The organism is Kitasatospora sp. NPDC096077 (assembly GCF_040303245.1).
Taxonomy (GTDB): domain Bacteria; phylum Actinomycetota; class Actinomycetes; order Streptomycetales; family Streptomycetaceae; genus Kitasatospora.
Genome location: NZ_JBEOSV010000029.1, coordinates 57,038 through 79,354, shown reverse-complemented (window position 1 = coordinate 79,354; position 22,317 = coordinate 57,038). Strand labels below are relative to the sequence as shown.

Sequence of the window (22,317 nt, the reverse complement as noted above, 5' to 3'; positions counted from 1 at the left end):
GGTACTACCGCCCGCATGCGGCCCAGCGGCGGGCCGAAGCTCGAACGCGGAACCGTGGGCGACGCCGCGTCGGGCGATCAGCGGTTTGATGCCGCGCTTCCACAGCAGGCAGCGGAAGGGCCGAGGTCAGCGACGGCAAAGCCTCCGGTCCCCACTTCCTCCACGCCGCCCGGACCATGGACGAGGGCGGCCGCGGGCTCTACGTCGGGTCGCGACTCGCGGACCGACAGGGCGTCCAGTTCGCGTCCGCCGCAGCCGCGCCCCGCCCTCGGACGGCGCGCCGATGGATCGGTGCCCGGTGGAACCCGCAGCGGAAGCTGCTTTCAGGAACGCCACGGCCCGGGTAGAGGCGGGCCGAGACGGCTGGGTTCAGCCTCGGGCGGGGTGGGTGAGGGCGTGCCAGGCGCCGTAGCCGCCGAGGAGGTCGGAGACATCGGTGTGGCCGTGGTGGCGCAGCAGGCTGGCGGCGATGGAGGAGCGGCTGCCGCCGGCGCAGTGGAGGACGATGCGGCGGTCGGTGGGCAGTTCGCCGTGGCGGGTGGGAAGTTCGGTGAGCGGGAGGTGGAGGGAGCCGGGGACGGCGCCGTTCTCGCGCTCGGTGGCGCCGCGGACGTCGACGACCAGTGGGGGCTGCTGGCCGGTGAGTTCGGCGCGCAGGGTGTGCGCGGTGAGTCGGGTGCCCTGGCGCATCAGCTCGGGGTGGGTGGTGAACAGGTTCTCGGGGTCGGTGAGGTGGCCGGCGACCCGGTCGAAGCCGATCCGGGCCAGGCGGGTGACGAGTTCCGCGCCGCGCCCGTCCGGGGCGAGGACCAGGATCTCGCTCTCGGGGGTGAGGACGGTGCCGGACTGTTCGGCGAAGCGGCCGTCGGCGGGGATGTTGAGCGAGCCGGTGAGGTGTCCGGCGGCGAAGGCGGCCGGGTCGCGGCCGTCCACCACCAGGGCTCCGTCGGCGCGGCGGGCCAGGAAGTCGTCGGTGGTCAGGGCGCGGACGGCGGCCGGGTCGAAGAGCTCGCGCTCGCGGCGGTTGAGGTCGGCGTCGTAGCCGAAGTAGCCGGGGGCGGTGGGCTGGCCGTCGGTGACCAGGGTGACGAAGGTCGGCTCGTCCATGGGGGCGCAGGCGTAGTTGGTGGCGCGCTCGCGGCCGATGGTGGACCGGCGGTCGGTGGAGAGGTTCTTGCCGCAGGCGGAGCCGGCGCCGTGGGCGGGGAAGACCAGGGTCTCGTCGGGCAGGGCCAGCAGCTTGCGGTGGACGCTGTCGTAGAGCATCGCGCCGAGTTCGGCGGCGGTGACGCCGGTGGAGGCGAGCAGGTCGGGGCGGCCGACGTCGCCGATGAACAGCGCGTCGCCGGTGAGCACGCCGTACGGGACGGCGTCGTCGGGCTGCTCGTAGACCAGGATGCTGATCGACTCGGGTGTGTGGCCGGGGGTTTCGAGGATCCGCAGGGTGACGTCGCCGAGGTCGATCCGTTCGCCCTCGGTGAGCTTGCGGATCGGGTACTCGGTCTCGGCGCGGTGCCCGTAGCCGATCCAGGCGCCGGTGCGGTCGGCCAGTTCGAGGTGGCCGGCCAGGAAGTCGGCGTGGAAGTGGGTGTTGATGACGCCGACGACGGTCAGACCCCGGGCGGTCGCGTCGGCGAGGTACTCGTCGACGTCCCGGCGGGGGTCGACGATCACGGCCTGGCCGCTGGTCTCGTCGGCGATCAGGTAGGACGCCTGGGAGAGGCAGTCGAGGTAGTACTGGCTGAAGATCACGGGGTTGCTCCTCGTCGGGTCGGTCACCGTCACGGCGATACCCCCCTCGGTATAGAAATGAGCATACGGCCCTCGGGGACGATACGGGTGGGGGTATCGCCGAACGATTTCGATAATACCCCCGGGGGTACTATGGTGGGCATCGACGGGGGCCCGCCCACCGCCGTACCCGGCCCGACCGGGTGCGGACGGCACCGAGGAGAGACCCGCGCCGCCTGCCCGTGCCGCCCGCCCATCGCACACGGAAGCGACGACGCGCACCCGACACCACCGCGCGACGCACCGCGTGCCCGCGGCACCCCGACGCACCGGACCACTGCGGTCCGCCCCGCACCACCTGGAGAAACCCATGCAGCTACTGCCGTCCACCCCCGGACCGGCCACTGCCGGCGGGATCACCCCCACCCGGGTCCGCCCGCCGGCCCGCACCGGCGCCACAGTCCGGCCCGACATCCGCGGGTGCGCGATATGACCACGCTGATCCTGGCGCTCGCCGCGGGCGCGGTGGTCGGGCTGGCGCTCGGCGGACTCGGTGGCGGCGGCAGCTTGCTCGCCGTGCCCGCGCTGGTCTACCTGCTCGGCTTCACCCCGGCGCTGGCCACCACGGCGAGCCTGGTGATCGTCGCCGCGACCTCGCTGACCGGGCTGCTCGCCCACGCCCGGGCCGGGCGGGTGCGCTGGCGTACCGGCGCGCTGTTCGCCGCCGCCGGGCTGCCCGCCGCCGCGGCCGCCGGGGCCCTCTCGTCCCGGCTGCCGGGCGCGCTGCTGACCGGCGCCTTCGCGGTACTCGCGGCGCTCGCCGCCTGGCGGATGCTGGTGCCCCGCAAGGCCGACCAGCAGGAACGGTCCGCCGCCGGGCCGGCCCGCTCCACCGCGGCCGGCGCCGGGCTCGGCGCCGTCACCGGACTGCTCGGCGTCGGCGGCGGCTTCCTCGCCGTCCCCGCCCTGGTCTCGGTGCTCGCCTTCACCATGGCCGAGGCCGTCGGCACCAGCCTGCTGATCATCACCGCCAACTCCCTCGCCGCCCTGCTGCCCCGGCTCGGCGCGACCGGATCGATCGACTGGGCGGTGGCCGCGCCCTTCACCGGCGCCGCGATCCTCGGCGCCTGGGACGGCAAACGGCTCGCCGACAAGCTCAGCGGGCGCGCCCTGCAGCGGGCCTTCGCGATCGCGCTGCTCGGCGTCGCCGTCCTGATGCTGGTCACCACCCTGCGCTGACCGGCTTCTCCCCCACTTCCCCCTCCCCGCTCCCCCTCCCCCCGAGAGGACTCCACCCCCATGACCACGTCCCTCACCGTCGAGCAGCTCAAGTCCCGCCTCGGCCGACTCACCCTGATCGACGTCCGCTCCCCCGGCGAGTACGCCGGTGGCCACATCCCGGGCGCCCTGAACATCCCGCTGGACCGGCTCGACCGCGCCCTGCCCGCCCTGCGCGCCGCCGCCGACGCTGACTCCGACACTGCCTCCGACGCCGGCGCCAGCGCCGGGAAGAACGAGCTCGCCGTCGTCTGCGCGGCCGGGCCGCGCTCCCTGAGCGCCTGCCGGCAGCTCGCCGACGCCGGGGTCACCGCCCTGGTCGTCACCGGCGGCACCGACGCCTGGGCCGAGGCCGGCCACCCGGTCGACCGGATCGCCGGGGCCCGCCCGGTGTGGGCGATGGACCGTCAGGTCCGGCTGACGGCCGGTTCGATCGTGCTGCTCGGCCTGCTGGTCGATCCGGCCCTGCCCGGCGCCCGCTGGGTGTCGGCGGCCATCGGCGCCGGACTGCTCTTCTCGGCGCTCACCGACAGCTGCGCGATGGGGGCCCTGCTCGGCAGGCTCCCGTACAACCGCCCGCGGCCCGGCACGCCGACGCTCGACGACACCCTCGCCGCCCTCGGCCGCTGACCGGGCCGGTCCGTCTCTCCGACAGCCGCCCCGGCTCCCGACCGTCACGGGCCCGGGCGGAAAACCGTTTGGTGGACCTCCGCGCCCGGTGCTAGCTTTCCGGTGGCCGTGCGAGAGAACAAGGAGGTGGTACCCGTGAACGCAATATCGACGTGGGTGCTCCCCTCCGGGGTCACGGCCGGGCGATAGGTCGTCCGGGAGCGCCTCTCAGCGCACTCCCGAAAGGCACGACCATGAAGTTCACCACCGAGCAGCGCCTCGACAACGGCGTCCTCGAACGCGAATTCACCCTCGGCGAGATCCCCGGAACCCTCTGGACGTCCGGATCCGAACCCGCCCCGCTGATCCTCATCGCCCACAACAACGGCCTGCCCCGGCGCGAACCCCGCCTGCTGGCCCGGGCCCGGCACACCGCGGCCCAGGGGTACGCGGTGGCCACCATCGACGCGCCCGCCTGCGGCGAGCGGCCCCGTTCCGCCGCCGACGACCGGGCCCGCGCCGAACTCCGCCGGGCGATGCAGGCAGGCGAGCCGGTCGACGGGATCTTCGAGTCCTTGGTCGGCCCGCTGGTCGCGAACGCCGTCCCGGAATGGCGCACCACCCTCGACGCCCTGCTCGCCCGACCCGAGACCAACGGCCGGGTCGGGTACTCGGGTTGGACCGCCGTCGGCATCCACCTCGCGGCGACCGAGCCGCGCATCGAGGCCGCCGGCCTCTTCGCCGGCGGCTACGTGCCGCTCGCCCAGCGCGAGGAGGCGCGGCAGGTCACCATTCCGCTGCTGTTCCTGCTCCAGTGGGACGACGAGGGCAACCCCCGGCAGCGCGCCCTGGACCTGTTCGACGCCTTCGGCAGCAAGCAGAAGACGATGCACGCCAACATGGGCGGGCACGTCGGCACCCCGTGGTTCGAACTCGAGGACGGGGGCCGCTTCTACGACCGGCACCTGAAGTGACGCTGCGCTGCCAGACCGACAACGGACGCCGGTGACTGAGCAGTTGGGCGGATGACGGTCGGGATGCCGCTCCAGGTGAGCGGCATCCCGACCGGCTCAGGCCTCGGCGGCCTCCGCCAGGATGCGGGCGAGCTCGCGCGGACGGGAGGCCATCGGCCAGTGGCCGGAATCGAGGTCCGCGTACTCCAGGTCGGTGACCCGGGCGAGGTCGGGGCTCTCCCCCGCGGCGATGCACTCCCGCGCCTGGGCGGGGGTGAACTCCGGGCAGACCAGCAGGACGGGGACGTCGAAGCGTCGCTCGTCGGTGAGGCGGACGACTCCCCGGGCGACCGCTTCCGGGACGGGATGGGCGGCGGAGGCGAGCCGCTGCCGCGCCGCCTCGTCCAGGTCGGCGGTGTCCGGGCCCTCGAAGGGGCCCCAGCCGGGGAAGGCCATCACGCCGTCCTCGATCGCGAAGAAGTCGGCGTAGGCCCGTCCGGCGGGGGCGGGGAAGCCGCCGATCAGGGCGACCTTGGCCACCTTCTCCGGCCGGGCGTCGGCGGCCAGCCAGGCCAGGCTGGTCGCCGCCGAGTGCCCCACCACCAGCGGCTTTTCGGGCGCCGCGTCGACGGCTGCGAGCACCGCGGCCAGCTGCTCGTCGAGCGTGGCGGCGGCGCTGCCGTCGCCCTGGCCGGGGAGGGTGAGCGGCACCGGCCGGTGGCCGAGCGCGGTGAGTTCGGGCACCACGTCGTCCCAGACGGACCCGTCGAGCCACAGACCGGCGATGAGCAGGATGTCCACGGATGACCTCCCGGAGAGGGATCGGATCTGGCCGCAGCACGCTACCGGCAGGCTCTGACAACGGACTTCGGGCCGTCCCGGTCACCACGCTCAGACCCCCAGTTCCACCGACACCCCCACCCCCGGGCGGTGCCGGGTCAAGTCCGCGAAGAAACGCTCCGCGTCGACGGCCGTCTCCGGCGGGTGCACGCCCGGGGCGCGCACCGTACCGTCCAGCAGTTGCGCGAGGCCGAGCGCCGCCGGGATGCCGGTGCCCTCGGCCAGGTCGGCCATCAGCGCGTCCGCGCCGGTCAGCCGGGCCAGGGCGCTCGCGGGCCGGCCGTCGATCGTCCCGGTCGCAGCGGCGAAGAAGCCTGGCAGGGTGCCCGGGGAGCCGAAGCGGAGCACCCGGGCGCCGGCCCGCAGGATGCGGCGCAGCGAGGGGCGCGCCAGTTCGGCGGCGGCGCTCTCGTTGCTGAGCCGGCCCGCGTCCAGGTCGCGGCGCAGCACGTCCAGGTAGGCGGCGGTGCCCGCCCGGACCACCATCAGGCTCGCCGCGTCACCGCCGGGCCGGAGGCTGCGGTGCAGGGTGACCGGCTCCGGGTGCCCGACGGTGCAGGCGGTGCCCCGGTGCCCGCCGGGCAGGTCGAGCAGCACCTGCTCCAGCGGCGGCCGTTGGACGATCCGGCCGCCGCGCACCACCGCTACGGTGCCGCTGATCTGCTGCATCCAGTGCACGGCGGCGGCCGCGGGCACCCCGTCGGGGTCCGTCGGCGGGGCGTCCACGGGTTCGGGGCCGACGTCCACGGGCCAGGCGGTGTGGAGGTCGGCGAGGGTGTCGAGGAGGGCGGCGGCCCGGACGGCGAGCAGGTTGCTGACGCCCGGGCTGGCACCCATCCCGATCACCGCGCGGACCCCGGCGGCGCGCGCCTCGTCGTCCAACTCCAGCATGGCGACGGTGGGTTCCCAGTCGTCGCAGATGTCCAGGTAGTCCGTCCCGGTGCGAATGGCGGCGCGCAGCACGTCGAGGCCGAAGCGGTAGTACGGCCCGACGGTGTTGAGCACCGCGTCCATCTCGCCGAGGGCGGCGTGCAGTTCGGCCCGGTCGGTGACGTCGACCCGGCGGGCGCTCACCCTGGCGCCCGTCCCCGCCGCCCGGGCGGTGAGCAGGGCGGCCGTACGGCGGGCGGCCGCCGGGTCGCGGTCGGCGATCACCAGCTCACGGACGCCGGGGAGTCGGGCGGCGACCCGGGCGGCGACCCGGCCGGTCGCGCCGGCTCCGCCGAGGGCGAGCACCTTCATCCCCCTCATCCCTTCGGGCGGTTGATCGAGGTCAGGAACTGCCGCATGGCGTCGAAGTAGCCGGGGGCGAACAGCGAGCGCGGGGCGGCGATCGCGAGGACGGTGCTCCTCAGCTCCGAGTCCTCGACGGACTCGGGGACCATGTTGTGGGTCGCGTCCTCGAAGCGCCTGACCTGGAGCTGCCCGGGGGTGGTGAGGATCCGTCGGTAGCCGGCCTCGGTGTCGGCGCTGTCGACGTTGAGGTCGCGCCCGCCGAGGATCAGCAGGACCGGGGCCTTGACGGCGGCGAGGTCCTCGGTGGCGTCCGACCGGTAGTTGCGCAGGTCGAAGTCCCAGCGCTCCGGGGTGATGTCGGTGACGTCGGCGCCGCTCGCCCGGTACTGCTCGAAGGTGCGGTTCTCCCGCATGGCGGTGAGCCTGCGTTCGCTCTTCGCGATCCGGGCCTCGGTCTCGGCCTGGCTCGCGCCGTCCTTCTCCAGGTGGGCGAGCAGGTCGTAGCGGCCCTGTTGGAGCCAGTTGACGGCGGTGCCGACGCCGATCACGAACGCGACGTCGGTGGACTGCCGGGCGGCCTTGGGCATCACCCAGCCGGCCTGGCTGGCGCCCCACAGGCCGATCCGGGCCGGGTCGATGCCGGGCCGGGTCCTGGCCCACCGGATCGCGGCGAGGGTCTCGTCGGCACGGTCCTGCATGGTCTGGTCGAGCCAGTTGCCGGGGGCGCCGTTGACGCCGGGCTTGTCCCAGGACAGCGTGGCGTAGCCCGCCCGGGCCATCGCCTCCCAGATCGGCCGGTACCAGCCGTCGTGGGTGGCGTCGATCGGGCCGTCGCCGTGCACGAAGACCACCAGTCCGGTCGGGCCCTCGGCCCCGGTGGGGCGGGCCAGCACACCGTGCAGCGGCTGTCGGCCGCCGGTGATGGTGACCCGCTCCTCCTTGAGGTCGTACTCGTTCTGGTGGACGACCCAGCCGCCGGCCCCGAGCACCAGCACCGCCACGGAGAGGAGCGGGGCCCAGAGCCACCATGTCCTGCTGCGCTTGCGCATGACCGTTCCACCCATCAATCTATCGTTCGTCTCACGAACGTATCAGAGATGAACGATAGATGGGGATCACGGTCCGACGTCTACGCCTCCTCCCCGCCCGCCTCGGGCACCACCGGTTCCGGCAGGGTGCGGAACAGCGCCCAGCTGAGCAGCGGCATCGCCACCAGCGGCACCAGCGCCGTGCGCAGCGAGGTCGCGTCCGCGAGGCCGCCGATCAGCGGGCTGGCCAGGCCGCCGATGCTCACCGTCAGCCCGAGGGTGATCCCGCTCGCCGTGCCGATCCGCGAGGGCAGGTAGTCCTGGCCGAGCGTCACCTGCAGCGAGAAGGGCACGTACAGGCCCGCCGAGGTCAGTGCCACGCACAGGTACAGCGCCGGGCCCGGCACCACCAGCACCCCGGCCACCGCCACCGCCGCGACCAGGTACGACCAGCGCGCCACCGCGACCCGCCCCCAGCGCTCGGCCAGCGCCCCACCGAGCACCGAGCCCACCGCACCGCCCGCATACAGCACCACCAGCGCGGCCGTGCCCGCCGCCGTACCGCCGCCGATGCGCTGGGTGGCGTACAGGGACAGGAAGGTGCTCAGCCCGGTGAAGACGATCGACCGGCACACCACCGCGAGCGACAGCTTGACGAAGGAGGCCCGGTCGTCCCGCCCCGGCCGGCTCATCGCGCCCGCCCCCGCGGCCCGCCGCCGGGCCAGCTCGCGCAGCACGGGCAGGCAGAGCGCCACACCCGCGAGGGCCGGCAGCACCAGCAGCGGGGTCAGCCGCAGGCCGCCCAGACCCACCACGGCGGCGACCAGCAGCGGAGCCGCCGCGAAGCCCAGGTTGCCGCCCAACGAGAACCAGGCCATCCCCCGGTGCCCGCTCCCGCCGGCCCCGGCCACCAGCCGGGCCACCCGGGCCGACTCCGGGTGGTAGGCCGCCACCCCGATCCCCGACAGCGCCACCCAGGCGAGCGTCAGCCCGTACGAGTCGCCCACCCCGCAGAGCGCGATGCCCGCGCCGCCCAGCACCGTGCTGACCGGCAGCAGCCAGGGCAGCGGCCATCGGTCGGTCAGCGCCCCGAACAGCGGCTGCGCGACCGAGGAGAGCAGCGAGGCGGCCAGCACCACGCCCGAGACGGCGGCGTAGCCGTAGCCGCGCTCGGCGACCAGGAAGGGGACCAGGGCCGCCACCGCGCCCTGGTAGACGTCCACGCAGGAGTGGCCGACGGAGAGCAGGGTGATCGAGGTCCTCGGCGACAGGCGCTTCGCCGGCGGTCGGGCCGCCGAGGGTGGCTCGTCCAGGGGCACCGGGCGGCTCGGTCGGTCCGGTGTTTTCGTCTGGTTCGGTGTTTTCGTCACGCCGCCATGCTCGGGCCGCGCCACCCTGTCGGACTTCCGATAATCTGCCAACTGATGTCGAGAATCCGCCACGATCCCGTCGCCCCCACCCGGGCCGAACTGCTCGCCCCCGGCACCGGGATCGACGCCCACCGCCACGACGACCACCAGATCGCCTACGCCGCCCGGGGCGTGGTCGCCGTCACCACCGACGCCGGGTCCTGGGTCGCCAGCGGCAACCGCGCGCTCTGGATCCCGGCCGGCACCGTGCACGCCCACCAGGCGCACGGCGAACTGGAACTCCACCTCGTCGGCCTGCCCGCCACCGAGAACCCGCTCGGCCTCGACCGGCCCGGCGTGCTCGCCGTCGGCCCGCTGCTGCGCGAACTGATCATCGCCTACACCCGCACCCCGGACGAGGACAGCCCCGAGCGCTCCCGGCTGCGCGCCGTCCTGCTCGACCAGCTGCGCGCCTCGCCCCAGCAGCCGCTGCACGTGCCCACGCCCGACACCCCGCTGCTCCGGGCGGTGTGCGCGCTGCTGTACGCCGACCCGGCCGAGCCCCGCACCTTGGCCGAGCTCGGCCGGGCCGTCGGCGCCAGCGACCGGACGCTCTCCCGGCTCTTCCGCGCCGACCTCGGCATGACCTTCCCCCAGTGGCGCACCCAACTGCGGCTCCACCGGGCCCTGGTACTGCTCGCCGAGGGAGAGCCGGTGACCGCCGTCGCCCACCGCTGCGGCTGGTCCTCCGCGAGCGCCTTCATCGACGTCTTCCGCCGCACCTTCGGCCACACCCCTGGACACGCCCCCGGCCCCTCCGCCGAGGGCGGCGCGGCGCGCTGAGCACCACGGTTGTCCGTGCGGGGTGGCAGGCTGGGGGGCATGTGCGGCCGCTTCGTCTCCACCACCACGCCCCAGGACCTCGTCTCGCTGCTCGGAGAGCTCCAGTGGGACCCGGCCGAAGCCCTCGCCCCGAGCTGGAACGTCGCCCCGACCGACCCGGTCCCGGCCGTCCTGGAGCGTGTGGACCGGGAGACCGGCGAGCTGGTCCGCCGGTTCCGCCCGCTGCGCTGGGGCCTCGTCCCGTCCTGGTCCAAGGACCCGTCCGGCGGCGCCCGGATGATCAACGCCCGCTCGGAGACCGTCGACACCAAGCCCGCCTTCCGCAAGGCCTTCACCGCCCGCCGCTGCGTCATCCCCGCCGACGGCTACTACGAGTGGCGCGAGGTCCCCGCCGACGCCGACCGCAAGAAGTACAAGCAGCCGTACTTCCTCAGCACCGGCGGCGTGATGCTGATGGCCGGCCTGTACGAGTTCTGGCGCGACCGCACCCGCCCCGACGACGACCCGCTCGCCTGGCTCGCCACCGCCACCGTCATCACCACCGACGCCACCGACTCCGCCGGGCGCGTCCACGACCGGATGCCGCTCACCATCGCCCCCGACGACCTGCCCACCTGGCTCTCCCCCGCCCACACCGACCCGGCCGAGCTCCACCACCTGCTGCGCCGCCCGGCCGACGGCGCCCTCCGGGTCCGCGCCGTCCCGCCCACCGTCAACAGCGTCCGCAACAACGGCCCCGAGCTGCTCGCCACCGCCCCGGACCCGCTGGGGCTGGCCGACTAGACCCGACGCCGTCCGGTCGGGCATGGGCCTGTGTCGAAGTGGCTCAGGCCGGCAGGACGGCCGCGGCGCCCTCGCGCTCCACCCGGTCGGCGAGTTCGGCGGCCGCCCGCGCGGACTCCGGCGCCCGGCGACTGCGCCACACCACCACGGCTGCGGACGATTCCGCCCCGACCGCGGCGCTCACCGACCAGTGCGGCTTGCCGGAGAGCTCCACCACCAGCCGCCGGACCATCGTGACCACCAGCATCACGATGCCGCCAACCACCGCCACCGCGACCACCACCGGAACCAGCGGAGCGCACCCCATGATCATGTCGACCGGGCCGGACTTCCCCAGCTCGGACGGCTTCCCGATCCGGGCCAGACCGCCCCCTCGTCCCACCGCGATCCGCACCGGCACGCCGTCGGGCCCCCACACCTCCACATGGCCGGCGAATCCGCCGGGCTCCCCGCGCCCCCAGGCCCGCCGTTGCAGGGTCATCGCCCCCCGCCGGGCGCGCTCGCCCAACTCCCGGTCACGTTCCCACCGTTGTTTCTCCGCCGCGCGCCGCTCCGCGTTGCGTGCGGCGCGCTCCCCCTTGGATCTCATGATCGTCAGCGTACGGGGTGCCGGGTCGCGCACCTACACGTCCAGCTGGATCTGCTCGGCGCTCGGACGGGTCGGAGCCTCTCCCGGGCGCGCGGCGGCACGCCCGGGGGCGAGCGCGAGGTACGTCAGCACCGCGCCGAGTGTGGACAGGGCCGCGAGGATCAGGCCGAGGGTGTGCAGGGCACCCGTGAACCCCTCGGACAGGGCCGCGTGTTGGGCTTCGGCCACCTGCCCCTGGACGGCCTGCCCGGCGATCCGGGTGGCGGCGGCGGGCGGCAGGCCGCTGCCGCTCAACCGGGCGGCGACCAGCGTGGTGAGCAGGGCCGCCGCACCGGAGACCGCGACGGACTCCCCGGTGATCCGCATCGTGTTGAAGATGCCCGCCGCGGCGCCGGCGTTCTCGACCGGAACGGTGCTGACCGCCGCGTTGTCCATGACGCCGAACGCCAGGCCCACCCCGGCGCCGAAGGGCGTCAACGGCAACGCCAGCGCCCACCACGAGCCGTCGCTGCGCAGGGTCGCCAGCAGCAGGGCCCCGAGCACGATCAGCGCGGAGGCGGCGGTCAGCACCGCCCGCACCGAGGTGCGCGCGGCCAACCGGCCGGCCACCAGCGGCAGCAGCAGCACCGGGGCGGTCATCGGCAGCAGGAACAGACCGCTCGCCAGGACGCCCCGGCCGCCGACGCCCTGGAGGTAGGCGGGCAGGTACACCAGGAGGACGACGAAGCCCAGGGTCACCGTGAAGGGCTGGCAGACCACCGCGACGAACTCGGGCCTGCCGAACAGTCGGACGTCGAACATCGCCCGGTCCGCCCGCCGGAGCTCCACCGCCGTGAACAGCCCCAGCAGTGCCACGGTCGCCGCCAGCAGCCCCAGGGTGCCCGGCGCGCTCCAGCCCGCGGATCCGGCCCGGACGAACGCGAAGGACAGGCAGCCCAGCGCGGCGGTGAAGCTCACCGCCCCGGCCGCGTCTAGGGCGGGTGGCTCGGAGTTGCGGGATTCCGGGGCCCTGGTCGCGCACAGCCAGGCCGCTACGGACAGCGCCGCGACCAGCAGGAACACCGACCGCCAGCCGGCCGCCTCCACCAGGGCCCCGGCGACCGGCGGTCCGACCGCCAGGCCCGTCCCGAAGGAGGTGCCGAGGATCCCGAAGGCCAGCTGTCGGCGCCGCCCGGAGGTGGCGTGGGCCAGCACCGCCGCGCCCGCCGCCAGCACGGCCGCGGCCCCGCAGCCCTGGACCGCCCTGGCCGCGTCGACCAGGGCGATCGACGGCGCCAGCGCGATCAGCAGGGACATGGCCCCGACCAGGGCGATGCCGGTCAGCAGCACCCGGCGCCGGCCGAGCCGGTCCGCCAGGCCGCCGGCCGCGAGCGGCAGGGCTGCGAAGGTGAGGTTGAAGGCGTTCAGCATCCACTGCGCGGTGCCGACCGAGGAGCCCAACCGGGCCGCCATGTCGGGCAGGGCCACGGCGGCCCCGGTCACGGAGAACGGCAGCATCACACTGGCGGACCCGACCGCGACCACCGTGGGCCAGTAGCCGGACCCGTAGCCGGGTCCGTTGCCGGGTGAGCCGTCAGAAGAGTCGAGGGGGGAGTTCGTGGACATGCCCTCGACCCTGCGCGGTTGCCGTGGCGGGATGAAGAGACAACGGTTCCCTGGGACTCACAGGGCCACCTTCCGACCGTCGCGCCTCCGGCCGCGCCGCCATACTGGGGCGCATGGCCGAAACGATCAGGATCGTCAACTCGCTGGGCGACTACCTCCGGGCGCGCCGGGCGCTGGTGTCCCCCGCGGACGTGGGCCTGCCGACGACCGGTCGCCGCCGGGTGCCCGGACTGCGCCGCGAGGAGGTCGCCGAACTGGTCGGCCTCAGCACCGACTACTACGTACGCCTCGAACAGGGACGCGCGGACCGCCCGTCCGACGAGGTCCTCGACGCGCTCGGCCGGGCGCTGGGGCTCGGCTCGGCCGAGCGCGCCCATCTGTACGACCTGGCCCGGCCACGGCGCCGGGTCGTCGCGGCGCCGGCGGGCCCCGGACGGGGCGAGGCGCTGCGTCCCGCGCTGCGGCAGGTCGTCGAGACCTTCCCCAACTCCCCCGCGATGATCATGAACGACCGCAACGACGTCCTGGCCTGGAACCACCTGGCAGCCGCGCTGATCGCCGACTTCCCCCAGCTCCCGGCCCGCGAACGGAACATGGCCCGCCGGATCTTCCTGGACCCGGAGGCCCAGCTGATCCACCCCGACTGGGACGAAGCCGCCCGCACCACCGTCGGCATCCTGCGGATGGCCGCCGGGCGACGGCCGCACGACCCGGAGCTGGTCCGCCTCGTCGGCGAACTGTCCCTGGGCAGCGAAACCTTCCGCAAGCTGTGGGCCGGTCATCACGTACACGAGAAGACCCACGGTCCCAAGCGCTTCCGGCACCCCGTCGTCGGAGAGGTGGCCCTCAGCTACGAGACCTTCCAGGTCCCCGGCGCCGCCCACCACCTCCTGGTGGTCTACACAGCCGCGCCCGGGAGTCCCGCCGAGGAGGCCCTGAACTTCCTGGGCAGCTTCACCCCCTCCTCCACGCCCTGACCCACGGCCAGCAAGCCCGCCTCCCCACCCTGACCCACGGCGAGCGGGCCCGCCTCCGCCCTCGGCGGAATCCGCTGACAGGGCCTCACCCCGGCACTACGGTGGGGCGGGCAAGGCAGGTCACGGGGGTGGGGGCGGCACAGTGTTGATGTCCATGACGGCACACGTCCGCCCCGAGAGCGGCTTGCCCGACCCGGAGCCCTTCGAACAGCGCCGCCGCCCCGGCTCGCCGTCCGGCGCCGGAGGCGACCCGCACGCCGCCGTCCTGCCGCCCGAGGCCGCGCGGGCCGCGCAGACCGTCGAGGCGACCACCCCGACCCCCAATCTGCCACCCCGCTCCTCCCGTCAACTCATCGGTCGTGAGGCTGAGTTGCGGGCGGTCGCCGAGGCCCTGGCGCACGGTGACGGCGGCGGACTGGTCACCCAGGCCACCACCCTGCACGGCCTCGGCGGCGTCGGCAAGACCAGCATCGCCCTGCACCACGCCTACGCCCGTACCGACGACTACCGGCTGATCTGGTGGATCACCGCCGAGTCGGCGGAACAGCTCGCCGAGGCCTTCGCCGGACTCGCCGTGCACCTCCACCCCGCCTGGGCCCTCACCGCCCCGCCCGGGCAGCAGGTCGAGTGGGCCATCGCCTGGCTGCGCGCCCACGACCGCTGGCTGCTCGTCTACGACAACGCCGAGGACCCGGACCACCTCACCCCGTACGTCGGCCGGCTCCTCGGCTGCGGCCACCAACTGGTCACCAGCCGCCGCGCGGGCGGCTGGCACCCGGGCATCCGGCCGGTGCGCATCGACGTGCTGGACGCCCCGAAGGCCGCCCGGCTACTCTGCGGCGCGGCGCACCCGGGCGTGGCCCTTGATCCAGCCGAGCAGGACGAAGCCCGCGCCCTCGCCGACGAGCTGGGCCACCTGCCGATCGCCCTGGCCCAGGCCGGCGCCTACCTCCAGCAGACCGGAACCACCTTCGCCGCCTACCGCGAACTGCTGCGCGCCACCGGCCCGGCCGGGCCCGGCGCCGAGTCCACCGTCGCCCGGCTGTGGCGGACCACCCTGCGGACCGTCCAGCACACCGCGCCCTTCGCCGTCGAGCTGCTGCGCACCCTGGCCTGGTACGCCCCCGAGGCCCTGCCCCGCGAGGTGCTCACCCCGTTCGGGTCCCGCCGCCCGGAGGAGGTGGACCGGGCACTGCGGCTGCTCGCCGACTACCACCTGATCACCCTCGGCGACACCGTCACCGTGCACCGGCTGCTCCAGGCGGTGCTGCGCGGCTCCGACGTCCGCTTCCGCGCCCGCGCCGAACGGCACCTGGCGGCCGCGGCCGTCCGGCTCTGGCCGACCTCCCGGCCGGAGCTGCGGCGGGCGCTGCTGCCGCACGTCCGGGACCTGGCCGACAGCGGCCCGTCTCCGGAGCCGACGGCGGAGACCATCACGCTGTACGGGCTGGCGGCGGGCGAACTGACCGATCGGGCCCAACGGGTGTACGCCGTACCGCTGGTGGAGGCGATGGCGGACGGGCAGCGGCGGCTGCTCGGCGAGGACCACCCGGACACCCTGACCACCCTCGGACGGCTCGGCCGACTGCGGGCCAAGACCGGCGACCCGGCGCGGGCGGTGGAGCTGTGCCGGGAGGTGGTGGCCCGGCGGATCCGGGTCCAGGGTGCGGACCACCCGGCCACCCTCACCGACCGGCACACCCTCGCCCAGGCCTACCGCAAGGCCGGTCAACACGCGCTGGCCATCGAGGAGTTCCGGGGCGTCGTGGCCGCCCGCGCGCAGGTACTGGGGCCGGACCACACCGACACCCTGCACAGCCGCGGGAGCCTGGCGTACGCCTTGCAGGTCGCGGGCCGGCACCGGGATTCGGTGGCCGAGCTGGAGCACCTGGTGCGGGACGCCGAGCAGCTGCTCGGCGTCGACCACCCGGAGGTGCTGACCCGCCGGAACGGCCTCGCCTTCGCCCAACTCGCCGCCGGGCAGCACAGGTTGTCGATCCGGCTGTACGAGCGGGTGGTCGCCGACCGCACCCGGGTGCTCGGCCCCGACCACCCGGACACCCTGAACAGCCGCGGCTGGCTCGCCGCCGCCCACGCCGACACCGGAAACCACCTCGCGGCCATCACCGCCTTCGAGGCCGTCGTCGCCGACCGCACCCGGGCGCAGGGCGCGGACCACCCGCAGACCCTGTACGCCCGCAAGCGCCTGGCCTCCCTCCACCGCAAGGCCGGCCACGCCGCCCGCGCCGTGGCCGAGTTCGACGAGCTCGTGCCCGACTACACCCGGGTGCTGGGCCCCGACCACCCGCACACCCTCAACGCGCGCAGCGGCCTGGCCCGCGCGCACCGGGAGGCGGGCACCCCCGAGCGCGCGGTCGAGCAGCACCGGGCCCTGGTCCGCGTCCGGGCGCAGATCCAGGGCGAGAGTCACCCCGACACCCTGGAGGAGCGCAGCTTCCTCGGGTACGCGCTGCGCGTCGCGGGCCGGCCGGCCCTCGAAGTCGAGGAGCTGGAACGCCTGGTGGCCGACCGGGCCCGGATCCAGGGCCCCGACCACCCCGACACCCTCAGCGAGCGGGCCGGGCTCGCCCTTGCGCTGGATGCCGCCGGTCGCCCGCGCGAGGCCGTCGCCGTCCTGACGGAACTCGTCACCGACCGTCGACGCGTCCACGGCCCCGACCACTTCGAGACCTTCGACACCAGGCTGCGACTGGCCCGGGCCCTCGACAAAGCGGGAGACCCCCGGCACGCGGCGGAGCTGTGCGACCGGCTGGTCGTCGACCGCGCGCTGGTCCTGGGCCCGGACCACCCCGACGTCCTCACCACGCGCTGGTGGCAGGCCTCGATCCACTCCAATGCGTGCGAGTTCCAGACGGCCCTGAGTCTCTTCGAGGCACTGCTCGCCGACCGCACCCGCATCCAGGGCCCCGACCACCCCGCCGTGCTCAACACCCGGTGGTGGCACGCCACGGCCCACCGCAACCTCGGCCGTCACCGTGAGGCCCTGGCACTGTACGAGACCCTGCTCGCCGACCGCACCCGCCTCCAGGGCCCCGACCATCCCGACGTCCTCAACACCCGGTGCTGGCAGGCACACGGCTACCAACGACTGGGCTACCACCGTCGCGCCCTGAGCCTGTTCGAAGCCCTGGTGGCCGACTACTCCCGGATCAACGGGACGAACCATCCCCTCACGCTCGAAGCCCGGAGCGGCCACGGCTCCTCCAGCCTGAACGCCGGCCGATACCACGAGGCGATCGGACTGTTCGAGTCCCTGGTCCACGATCGGACCCGACTACAGGGCGCCGACCACCCCGAAACCCTGAACGCCCGCCACTGGCAGGCGTCCGCCCACCAGAACGCGGGTGAACACCGGCGGGCGGCCGACCTGTTCGACGCCCTGGCAGCGGACCGTGCCCGCGTCCAGGGCATGGACCACCCCGACACACTCCTGACCCGTTACTCCCACGCGTCCGCCTGCCGCACCGCCGACGACCACCGGCGAGCGGTGTCCCTCTTCGAAGCACTCATCGCCGATTGCGTCCGGGTGCTCGGGGCCGATCACCCGGACACCCTCCACAACCGCGTCGTGCACGCGTCCGCCTGCCAGGACTCCGGCGACCGCCACCGAGCGGCAGCACTCTTCGAAGTGCTCGTCACCGACCACACCCGGGTACTCGGCCCCGACCACCCCAGCACCTTCCGGTGCCGCCGTGAACGCGGCTGGGCCTGGCGTGAGTCCGGTGAGTTCGACCGGGCCCTCGCCGAGTTCGCGGCCCTGACGGCCGACCGCACCCGGATCGACGGACCGGACCACCCGCTGACCCTGGAGATCCGCGAGCAGCTGGCCCTGACGCACTCACAGGCGGGGAACCACCGCCGCGCCCTGGCACTGTTCACCGATCTGGTCACCGACCGAACCCGGGCCCAGGGCCCGGAACACCGCGAGACCCTCCGCACCCGCTGGCGTGAGGCCCTGGCATACAGCGACGCCGGCAGGCATCGCAGAGCAAGCGGACTCTTCGCCGCCCTGGCCACCGACCGGGCGCGCGTACTCGGGCCTGAGCACGCGGACACGCTGAACGCCCGTTGGTGGGAGGCTGCCTCGTACCGCGCGGCCGGTGACCTCGGCCGAGCCCGCCGGCTCTGCGAGAACCTGGTCTCCGACCGGCTGCGGATCGACGGGCCCGACCACTCGGAGACCCTCCACGCCCGGAGGCTCCTCGCCTGGGTCCACCGGACGTCGGGCAACCACCCGCTCAGTGTCCGGATCAATGAGGAGCGGCTCCGCGACCAGATCCGTATCCAGGGCCCCGACCACCCCGACGTCCTGACCAGCCGGGGCGTCCTGGCCGCCGACCGGGGGTTCTCCGGCCTGTACCGGCGCTCCGTCGCGGACCGGGAACTACTGGCCGCGGATCACGTACGCCTGCACGGGCCGGAGCACCCCGACACCCTCGTCACCCTGTCCAGGCTGGCCCGGGAGATCCGCAACACCGGGGAGTTCGACCGCGCCACCGCGCTCCTCACGGAGCTGGTCGCCGTCCGTACCCGCGTCCAGGGCCCGGACCACCCCGACACCCTCGATGAGCGGGCCGAGGTCGCCCGCACCCGCGGCGTCGCCGGGCACCGCCGAGAGGCGGCCGCCACATCGCGGACACTGGTCTCCGATCACGAACGCGTGCAGGGCGCGGACCACCCCGGCACGCTGACCGCCCGGTACAGGCTGGCCGACGCCGTACGTCAGGAGTGGCACCACCACGATGCCGCCGAGCTCTACCAGGCTCTCCTGGCCGACCGCTGCCGGATCCTGGGGCCCGACCACCCGGACACCCTCGCGGTCCGGAAGAGCATCGCGCTGAACCTGTTCGAGTTGGGCCGCTACGCCGAATCGGCCACGCACTGTCGCGACGCCCTTGCGCACACCGTCGAGGCGCTCCCGTCCGAGCACCCCCTCCCCTGGGCGCTCCGGCACCACCGCGTCAGGGCCTTGGTCCTCGACGATGAGCTCGGCCTCGCCATCACCGAGCTGTCGCCCTTGATCGACGACTGGTCCTGCCCCGCCGGGCCGGGGCTGCCCGAACGGGTCGGCGCCGGCTGCACGCTCGCTTTCGCCCGTCACCTGGCCGGGGAGCCGGAGGCCGCGCTGCGCCTGGCCGCCGATCTGGTCGGGGCCGGCAGCGAGGCCCTCGGCGATCCGGACGATGCGACGGTCACCGCCCGGCTCACCCAGGCACTCCTGCTGGCCGACGGCCCCCGCCCGCTGCGGGCCGTCGTCCGACTGGAGGAACTCGCGGAGGAGTGCGCCGAGAACCGGGGCGCGCGCAACGCCTTCACCCTGGAGGTCCGTCAGGCCCTCGCTCACGCCCGCCTGAGGGCCGGGGACGCCGACGGGGCGGTCCGGGTGTACGAGCAGGTCATCGCCGCCCGGATCACGGTCAACGACGCCGCACCGACCGCCACGCTCCTCACCGGCCACATGAACGCCCGGGACGTCGCCATCAGCATCGGCGCCAAACGCCCCGGGCCGTTGCCGCTGTACCCCTCCCTCGCCGTCGGCCTGGCGCACGCCCTCGCGGCGGCCGGGCGCCGCGACACCGCCCGCGATCTGCTGGCAGCGGTCCGCGTCGGCCGCGAGGCCCTGATGGACCCCGGCCACCCGCTGGTGACCGAGGCCGTTGCCGCGCCCGCCCAGCCGGAGGACGTCCCGGCGCCCCTCGTGGTGCTCAGCCCGAGCCGGCCCGCCCTGCTCCCCCGCCGCTCCCGCGGCTCGCTGCACCGCGCCGTCGAACCGCCGACGCCCCGCCCCGCCTGGCGCCCCCGGCTCACCCTCACCGACGACCCCGCCGTGGGCGCCACCACCCACCTCGAACTGCGCCTGGAGTCCGTCGACGACACCGCCGACCCCACCGACCTCCCGGAGCTGTACCTGGTCGCCGCCGTGGCCCCGGACGCGGCCCTCGACCCGCCCGCCACCGACTTCCGGCCCGCCGACGGAGCGGCCCGGTTCGCCCTGACCCCCGCCGCGCCCGGCCCGCACACCGTCCGGATCACCGTCTTCGACCGGGGCCACGGCGCCGTCCTCCAGGACCTCTCCGCCGTCGTGGACGTCCCCGCCGACCAGCAACCCCAGGACCAGGAGTGATCGACGTGCCCCGGGAGCTCCAGGTCCTCGTCCGGCAGAACCCCTCCGCCGACTACACCCGCCTGCCCCACCAGCCGGACCACGGGGACGTCTCCCCGGCCAAGGGCCCGGCCCCGCTGGACCTGATCGTCACCCTCCGCCGGCACGGCGACGAGCTCCACGCGAGCGCCTTCCGCCCCGCCGAACGCACTCCACGCGGCCGCGTCAACCGCGCCCAACTGGCGATCTCGGCACCCAAGTTGCTCCACCTCGCCGCTCGGCTGCGCTCCGTCTGGCGGGACCGTCTGGTCGGCTACGACCCGGATCCCTACGACCCCTACCCCTTCGCCACCGCCGTCGACTTCTCCCCGCTCGCCGCCGTCGCCGAGCGCAAGGTCGCCGAACTCGCCGAGGAGGGACGGTACTTCCTGGAGACCATGTTCGCGGGCGGCGACCGCAGCCTGGCCCTGTTCCGGGAGTACCTCACCGACACCCTCACCGACCACGGCTCGCTGCGGATCAGCTTCGACTCCGACCTCCACCTCCCCTGGCCGATGCTCGCCGTGGAGGGCGACCAGCCCGACCCGTGGGCGGACTTCCTCGGCCACCGGCACCAGATCGAGCAGACCGGTGCCGCCTACCCGCCGATCCAGCCGCCCACCGCCCCCCGCGCCAAGCCCGTCACCAGTCTGAACACCGACGACCAGCTGACCGCCATCGGCCGGGCGCCCGAGGTGCGCAAGCTGCTGGAGGACCGCTCCCAACTGACCGTGCGCACCGACTCCGACCTCCTCCTGGAGTCGCTGTCAGCGGCCGTGCTGGACGAGGACGTCATGTACTTCTGGTGCCACGGCCAGTTCGTCGCCAACGACTCCCCGTACGAGCAGCTCGCCGTCCGGCTCTCGGACGACCGGCACATCGACGCCGAGCTGGTGCGCCGCCACCGCCGTCGGCACCTGGACCGGCCGGACGCCGTGTTCCGTCCCTTCGTGCTGCTGAACGCCTGCCACACCGGGCAGTCGGCGGCGGCCGAACTGGACCATCTGGGGCGGGCGTTGGTCGACCTCGGCGCCGACGGCGTGCTGGGGCCGCAGATCCAGATCCCGCAGGAGTTCGCCGCCGAGTACGCCTTCGCCTTCCTCGACCACTACCTGACCGGCGAGTTCACGGCCGGCGAGATCACCCAGCAGCTGGTGCGGTGGTTCGCCCGCGAGTACCGCAATCCGCTCGCGCTGGCCTACTCCCTGCACTGCGGCATCGACAGCATCCTGGAGCTCAACCCGTGACCGAGGCCCGACCCGTGAACCGCACGTCCCCGGCCGCCGTCCGGCCCGCGACGGCCGTAAGGCCCGCGACCGTCGACCTGGACGAGCACGGCCGGCTGCTGGTGCCCGGCACCACCACCCCCGTCCCCGAGGCGCGGATCGCCGACCACCTGGCCCGCCACCTGCGGATCCCCGAGTGGGCCACCGACCTGTACGTCTACGTGCACGGCTGGCAGACCAGCCCCGACGCCGCCGACCGGACGGCCACCGCGCTGATCGACCGGGCCACCGCCCTGCACCGAACCGCTCCCGGCGGCTACCCGGGGCTGGCGGCCGGGTTCCGCCCCTGGTGCGTGGTGGTGCGCTGGCCGTCGTCCAGCCTGCCGACGCTCCACGGCTACCGCCGCATCCGGGAGCGGGCGCACGCGATGAGCACCCGGGGCCAGGCCGGCCGGATCCTCGGTCACCTGCTCGGCTACCTCGACACCGGCCGGGGCCGCCCGGACGCCCCGCGCGTGCTGGCCAACCGCCACGGCCAGTACCTGCACCTGCTCGGGCACTCCTTCGGCGGGCGGTTCCTCTGCGAGGCCGTCCAGTACGCGGCCGACCGCCCGGCCGGCCCGCCGGTGCTGAGCTGGTCCTCCCGGCCGGGCGACCCCTCCCGCCCGTTCACCGTCGACAGCGCGCTGGTCTTCCAGATGGCCGCACCCCGGGACGCCTTCGAGCGGCTGTTCCCCCGGCTCTTCCTCGGCCCCGGCCGGGCCGGCGCCCCGCTGCGCGGCCCGCTGGTGCTCACCCACTCCCGCTGGGACCGCGCCACCGGCTTCTGGCACCTGCGCGCCGAGGGCCGCCCGGGCATCGGCCACTCCGGCACCGGCTCCGCGCCGGTCGCCCAGTTCAGCACCCGGCTGCGCCCGACCGACTCCCCGTACCCGCACGCCGAGCTCGACCACCCGATCGTCAACATCGACGCCGGACAGGTCTACCGCGGCGGCATGGCCACCCGGCTGCACCCCTCCGGCGCCCACTCCGACTTCCAGCACCCGGAGTCCGCGCACCTGCTCCTCTCCCTCGCCTCCCACTCCCGCTGAACGGGGCCCGGTCACG

16 protein-coding genes are annotated in these 22,317 nt (G+C 74.7%); 9 read left to right on the top strand and 7 right to left on the bottom strand.

The annotated features are described in order from the left end of the window. Positions 1-369: 369 nt before the first annotated feature. Positions 370-1,752, bottom strand: coding sequence for an MBL fold metallo-hydrolase (locus ABTZ03_RS24365; protein WP_350515181.1), 1,383 nt, complete (start codon positions 1,750-1,752; stop codon positions 370-372). Between the two features lie 468 nt (positions 1,753-2,220). Here ABTZ03_RS24365 and ABTZ03_RS24360 point away from each other — a divergent pair, with 468 nt between their 5' ends. From ABTZ03_RS24360 to ABTZ03_RS24350, 3 genes are all read left to right on the top strand, one after another. Further along, positions 2,221-2,970 carry a sulfite exporter TauE/SafE family protein gene (locus tag ABTZ03_RS24360; protein WP_350515180.1) on the top strand — a complete coding sequence of 250 codons (750 nt, stop codon included), beginning with the start codon at positions 2,221-2,223 and terminating at the stop codon, positions 2,968-2,970. 60 nt (positions 2,971-3,030) lie between these two features. Beyond that, positions 3,031-3,639, top strand: a complete 609-nt coding sequence (locus ABTZ03_RS24355) for a rhodanese-like domain-containing protein (protein ID WP_350515179.1) — start codon at positions 3,031-3,033, stop codon at positions 3,637-3,639. 233 nt (positions 3,640-3,872) lie between these two features. After that, a complete protein-coding gene (locus ABTZ03_RS24350; RefSeq protein ID WP_350515178.1) occupies positions 3,873-4,592 on the top strand; it encodes a dienelactone hydrolase family protein in 720 nt (239 codons plus the stop codon). A gap of 96 nt (positions 4,593-4,688) precedes the next feature. Here the strand turns inward: ABTZ03_RS24350 and ABTZ03_RS24345 are convergent, their stop codons facing one another. The 4 genes from ABTZ03_RS24345 to ABTZ03_RS24330 form a co-directional block, all read right to left on the bottom strand. After that, positions 4,689-5,372: an alpha/beta fold hydrolase gene (locus tag ABTZ03_RS24345; protein WP_350515177.1), complete on the bottom strand. Its 684-nt coding sequence runs from the start codon at positions 5,370-5,372 to the stop codon at positions 4,689-4,691. Positions 5,373-5,462: 90 nt separating this feature from the next. Continuing rightward, the gene (locus ABTZ03_RS24340; protein ID WP_350515176.1) at positions 5,463-6,653 is read right to left on the bottom strand and encodes a saccharopine dehydrogenase family protein; all 1,191 of its coding nucleotides are present in this window, start codon (positions 6,651-6,653) and stop codon (positions 5,463-5,465) included. Between the two features lie 5 nt (positions 6,654-6,658). Further along, a complete protein-coding gene (locus tag ABTZ03_RS24335) occupies positions 6,659-7,696 on the bottom strand; it encodes an alpha/beta hydrolase family protein (RefSeq protein WP_350515175.1) in 1,038 nt (345 codons plus the stop codon). Between the two features lie 80 nt (positions 7,697-7,776). After that, the gene (locus ABTZ03_RS24330; RefSeq protein WP_350515203.1) at positions 7,777-8,946 is read right to left on the bottom strand and encodes an MFS transporter; all 1,170 of its coding nucleotides are present in this window, start codon (positions 8,944-8,946) and stop codon (positions 7,777-7,779) included. Between the two features lie 153 nt (positions 8,947-9,099). On the opposite strand from ABTZ03_RS24330, the gene ABTZ03_RS24325 reads away from it, so the two are divergent. Further along, positions 9,100-9,867: a helix-turn-helix transcriptional regulator gene (locus ABTZ03_RS24325; RefSeq protein WP_350515174.1), complete on the top strand. Its 768-nt coding sequence runs from the start codon at positions 9,100-9,102 to the stop codon at positions 9,865-9,867. Between the two features lie 39 nt (positions 9,868-9,906). Further along, positions 9,907-10,650: an SOS response-associated peptidase gene (locus ABTZ03_RS24320; RefSeq protein WP_350515173.1), complete on the top strand. Its 744-nt coding sequence runs from the start codon at positions 9,907-9,909 to the stop codon at positions 10,648-10,650. 43 nt (positions 10,651-10,693) lie between these two features. On the opposite strand, the gene ABTZ03_RS24315 is transcribed toward ABTZ03_RS24320, so the two are convergent. Together ABTZ03_RS24315 and ABTZ03_RS24310 are read right to left on the bottom strand one after the other, a co-directional pair. Further along, positions 10,694-11,239 carry a hypothetical protein gene (locus ABTZ03_RS24315; RefSeq protein ID WP_350515172.1) on the bottom strand — a complete coding sequence of 182 codons (546 nt, stop codon included), beginning with the start codon at positions 11,237-11,239 and terminating at the stop codon, positions 10,694-10,696. A gap of 33 nt (positions 11,240-11,272) precedes the next feature. After that, positions 11,273-12,844: an MFS transporter gene (locus tag ABTZ03_RS24310; RefSeq protein WP_350515171.1), complete on the bottom strand. Its 1,572-nt coding sequence runs from the start codon at positions 12,842-12,844 to the stop codon at positions 11,273-11,275. A 113-nt stretch (positions 12,845-12,957) separates the two neighbouring features. On the opposite strand from ABTZ03_RS24310, the gene ABTZ03_RS24305 reads away from it, so the two are divergent. The 4 genes from ABTZ03_RS24305 to ABTZ03_RS24290 all read left to right on the top strand — a co-directional run bounded on the left by ABTZ03_RS24305 (position 12,958) and on the right by ABTZ03_RS24290 (position 22,301). Further along, entirely contained in the window at positions 12,958-13,821 is an 864-nt protein-coding gene (locus tag ABTZ03_RS24305; protein WP_350515170.1) for a helix-turn-helix transcriptional regulator, read from the top strand. 154 nt (positions 13,822-13,975) lie between these two features. Next, the gene (locus tag ABTZ03_RS24300) at positions 13,976-19,966 is read left to right on the top strand and encodes a tetratricopeptide repeat protein (RefSeq protein ID WP_350515169.1); all 5,991 of its coding nucleotides are present in this window, start codon (positions 13,976-13,978) and stop codon (positions 19,964-19,966) included. Further along, entirely contained in the window at positions 19,963-21,231 is a 1,269-nt protein-coding gene (locus ABTZ03_RS24295) for a CHAT domain-containing protein (protein WP_350515168.1), read from the top strand. Before ABTZ03_RS24300 ends, ABTZ03_RS24295 begins: the two co-directional genes overlap by 4 nt. 14 nt (positions 21,232-21,245) lie before the next feature. Further along, the gene (locus tag ABTZ03_RS24290; protein WP_350515167.1) at positions 21,246-22,301 is read left to right on the top strand and encodes a hypothetical protein; all 1,056 of its coding nucleotides are present in this window, start codon (positions 21,246-21,248) and stop codon (positions 22,299-22,301) included. Positions 22,302-22,317: the final 16 nt, after the last annotated feature.

Coding starts and splice junctions, on each gene's coding strand:
- ABTZ03_RS24350 (WP_350515178.1), top strand. CDS start 3,873: ATGAAGTTCACCACCGAGCAGCGCCTCGACAACGGCGTCCTCGAACGC.
- ABTZ03_RS24360 (WP_350515180.1), top strand. CDS start 2,221: ATGACCACGCTGATCCTGGCGCTCGCCGCGGGCGCGGTGGTCGGGCTG.
- ABTZ03_RS24335 (WP_350515175.1), bottom strand. CDS start 7,696: ATGCGCAAGCGCAGCAGGACATGGTGGCTCTGGGCCCCGCTCCTCTCC.
- ABTZ03_RS24315 (WP_350515172.1), bottom strand. CDS start 11,239: ATGAGATCCAAGGGGGAGCGCGCCGCACGCAACGCGGAGCGGCGCGCG.
- ABTZ03_RS24355 (WP_350515179.1), top strand. CDS start 3,031: ATGACCACGTCCCTCACCGTCGAGCAGCTCAAGTCCCGCCTCGGCCGA.
- ABTZ03_RS24310 (WP_350515171.1), bottom strand. CDS start 12,844: ATGTCCACGAACTCCCCCCTCGACTCTTCTGACGGCTCACCCGGCAAC.
- ABTZ03_RS24305 (WP_350515170.1), top strand. CDS start 12,958: ATGGCCGAAACGATCAGGATCGTCAACTCGCTGGGCGACTACCTCCGG.
- ABTZ03_RS24320 (WP_350515173.1), top strand. CDS start 9,907: ATGTGCGGCCGCTTCGTCTCCACCACCACGCCCCAGGACCTCGTCTCG.
- ABTZ03_RS24340 (WP_350515176.1), bottom strand. CDS start 6,653: ATGAAGGTGCTCGCCCTCGGCGGAGCCGGCGCGACCGGCCGGGTCGCC.
- ABTZ03_RS24325 (WP_350515174.1), top strand. CDS start 9,100: ATGTCGAGAATCCGCCACGATCCCGTCGCCCCCACCCGGGCCGAACTG.
- ABTZ03_RS24300 (WP_350515169.1), top strand. CDS start 13,976: ATGACGGCACACGTCCGCCCCGAGAGCGGCTTGCCCGACCCGGAGCCC.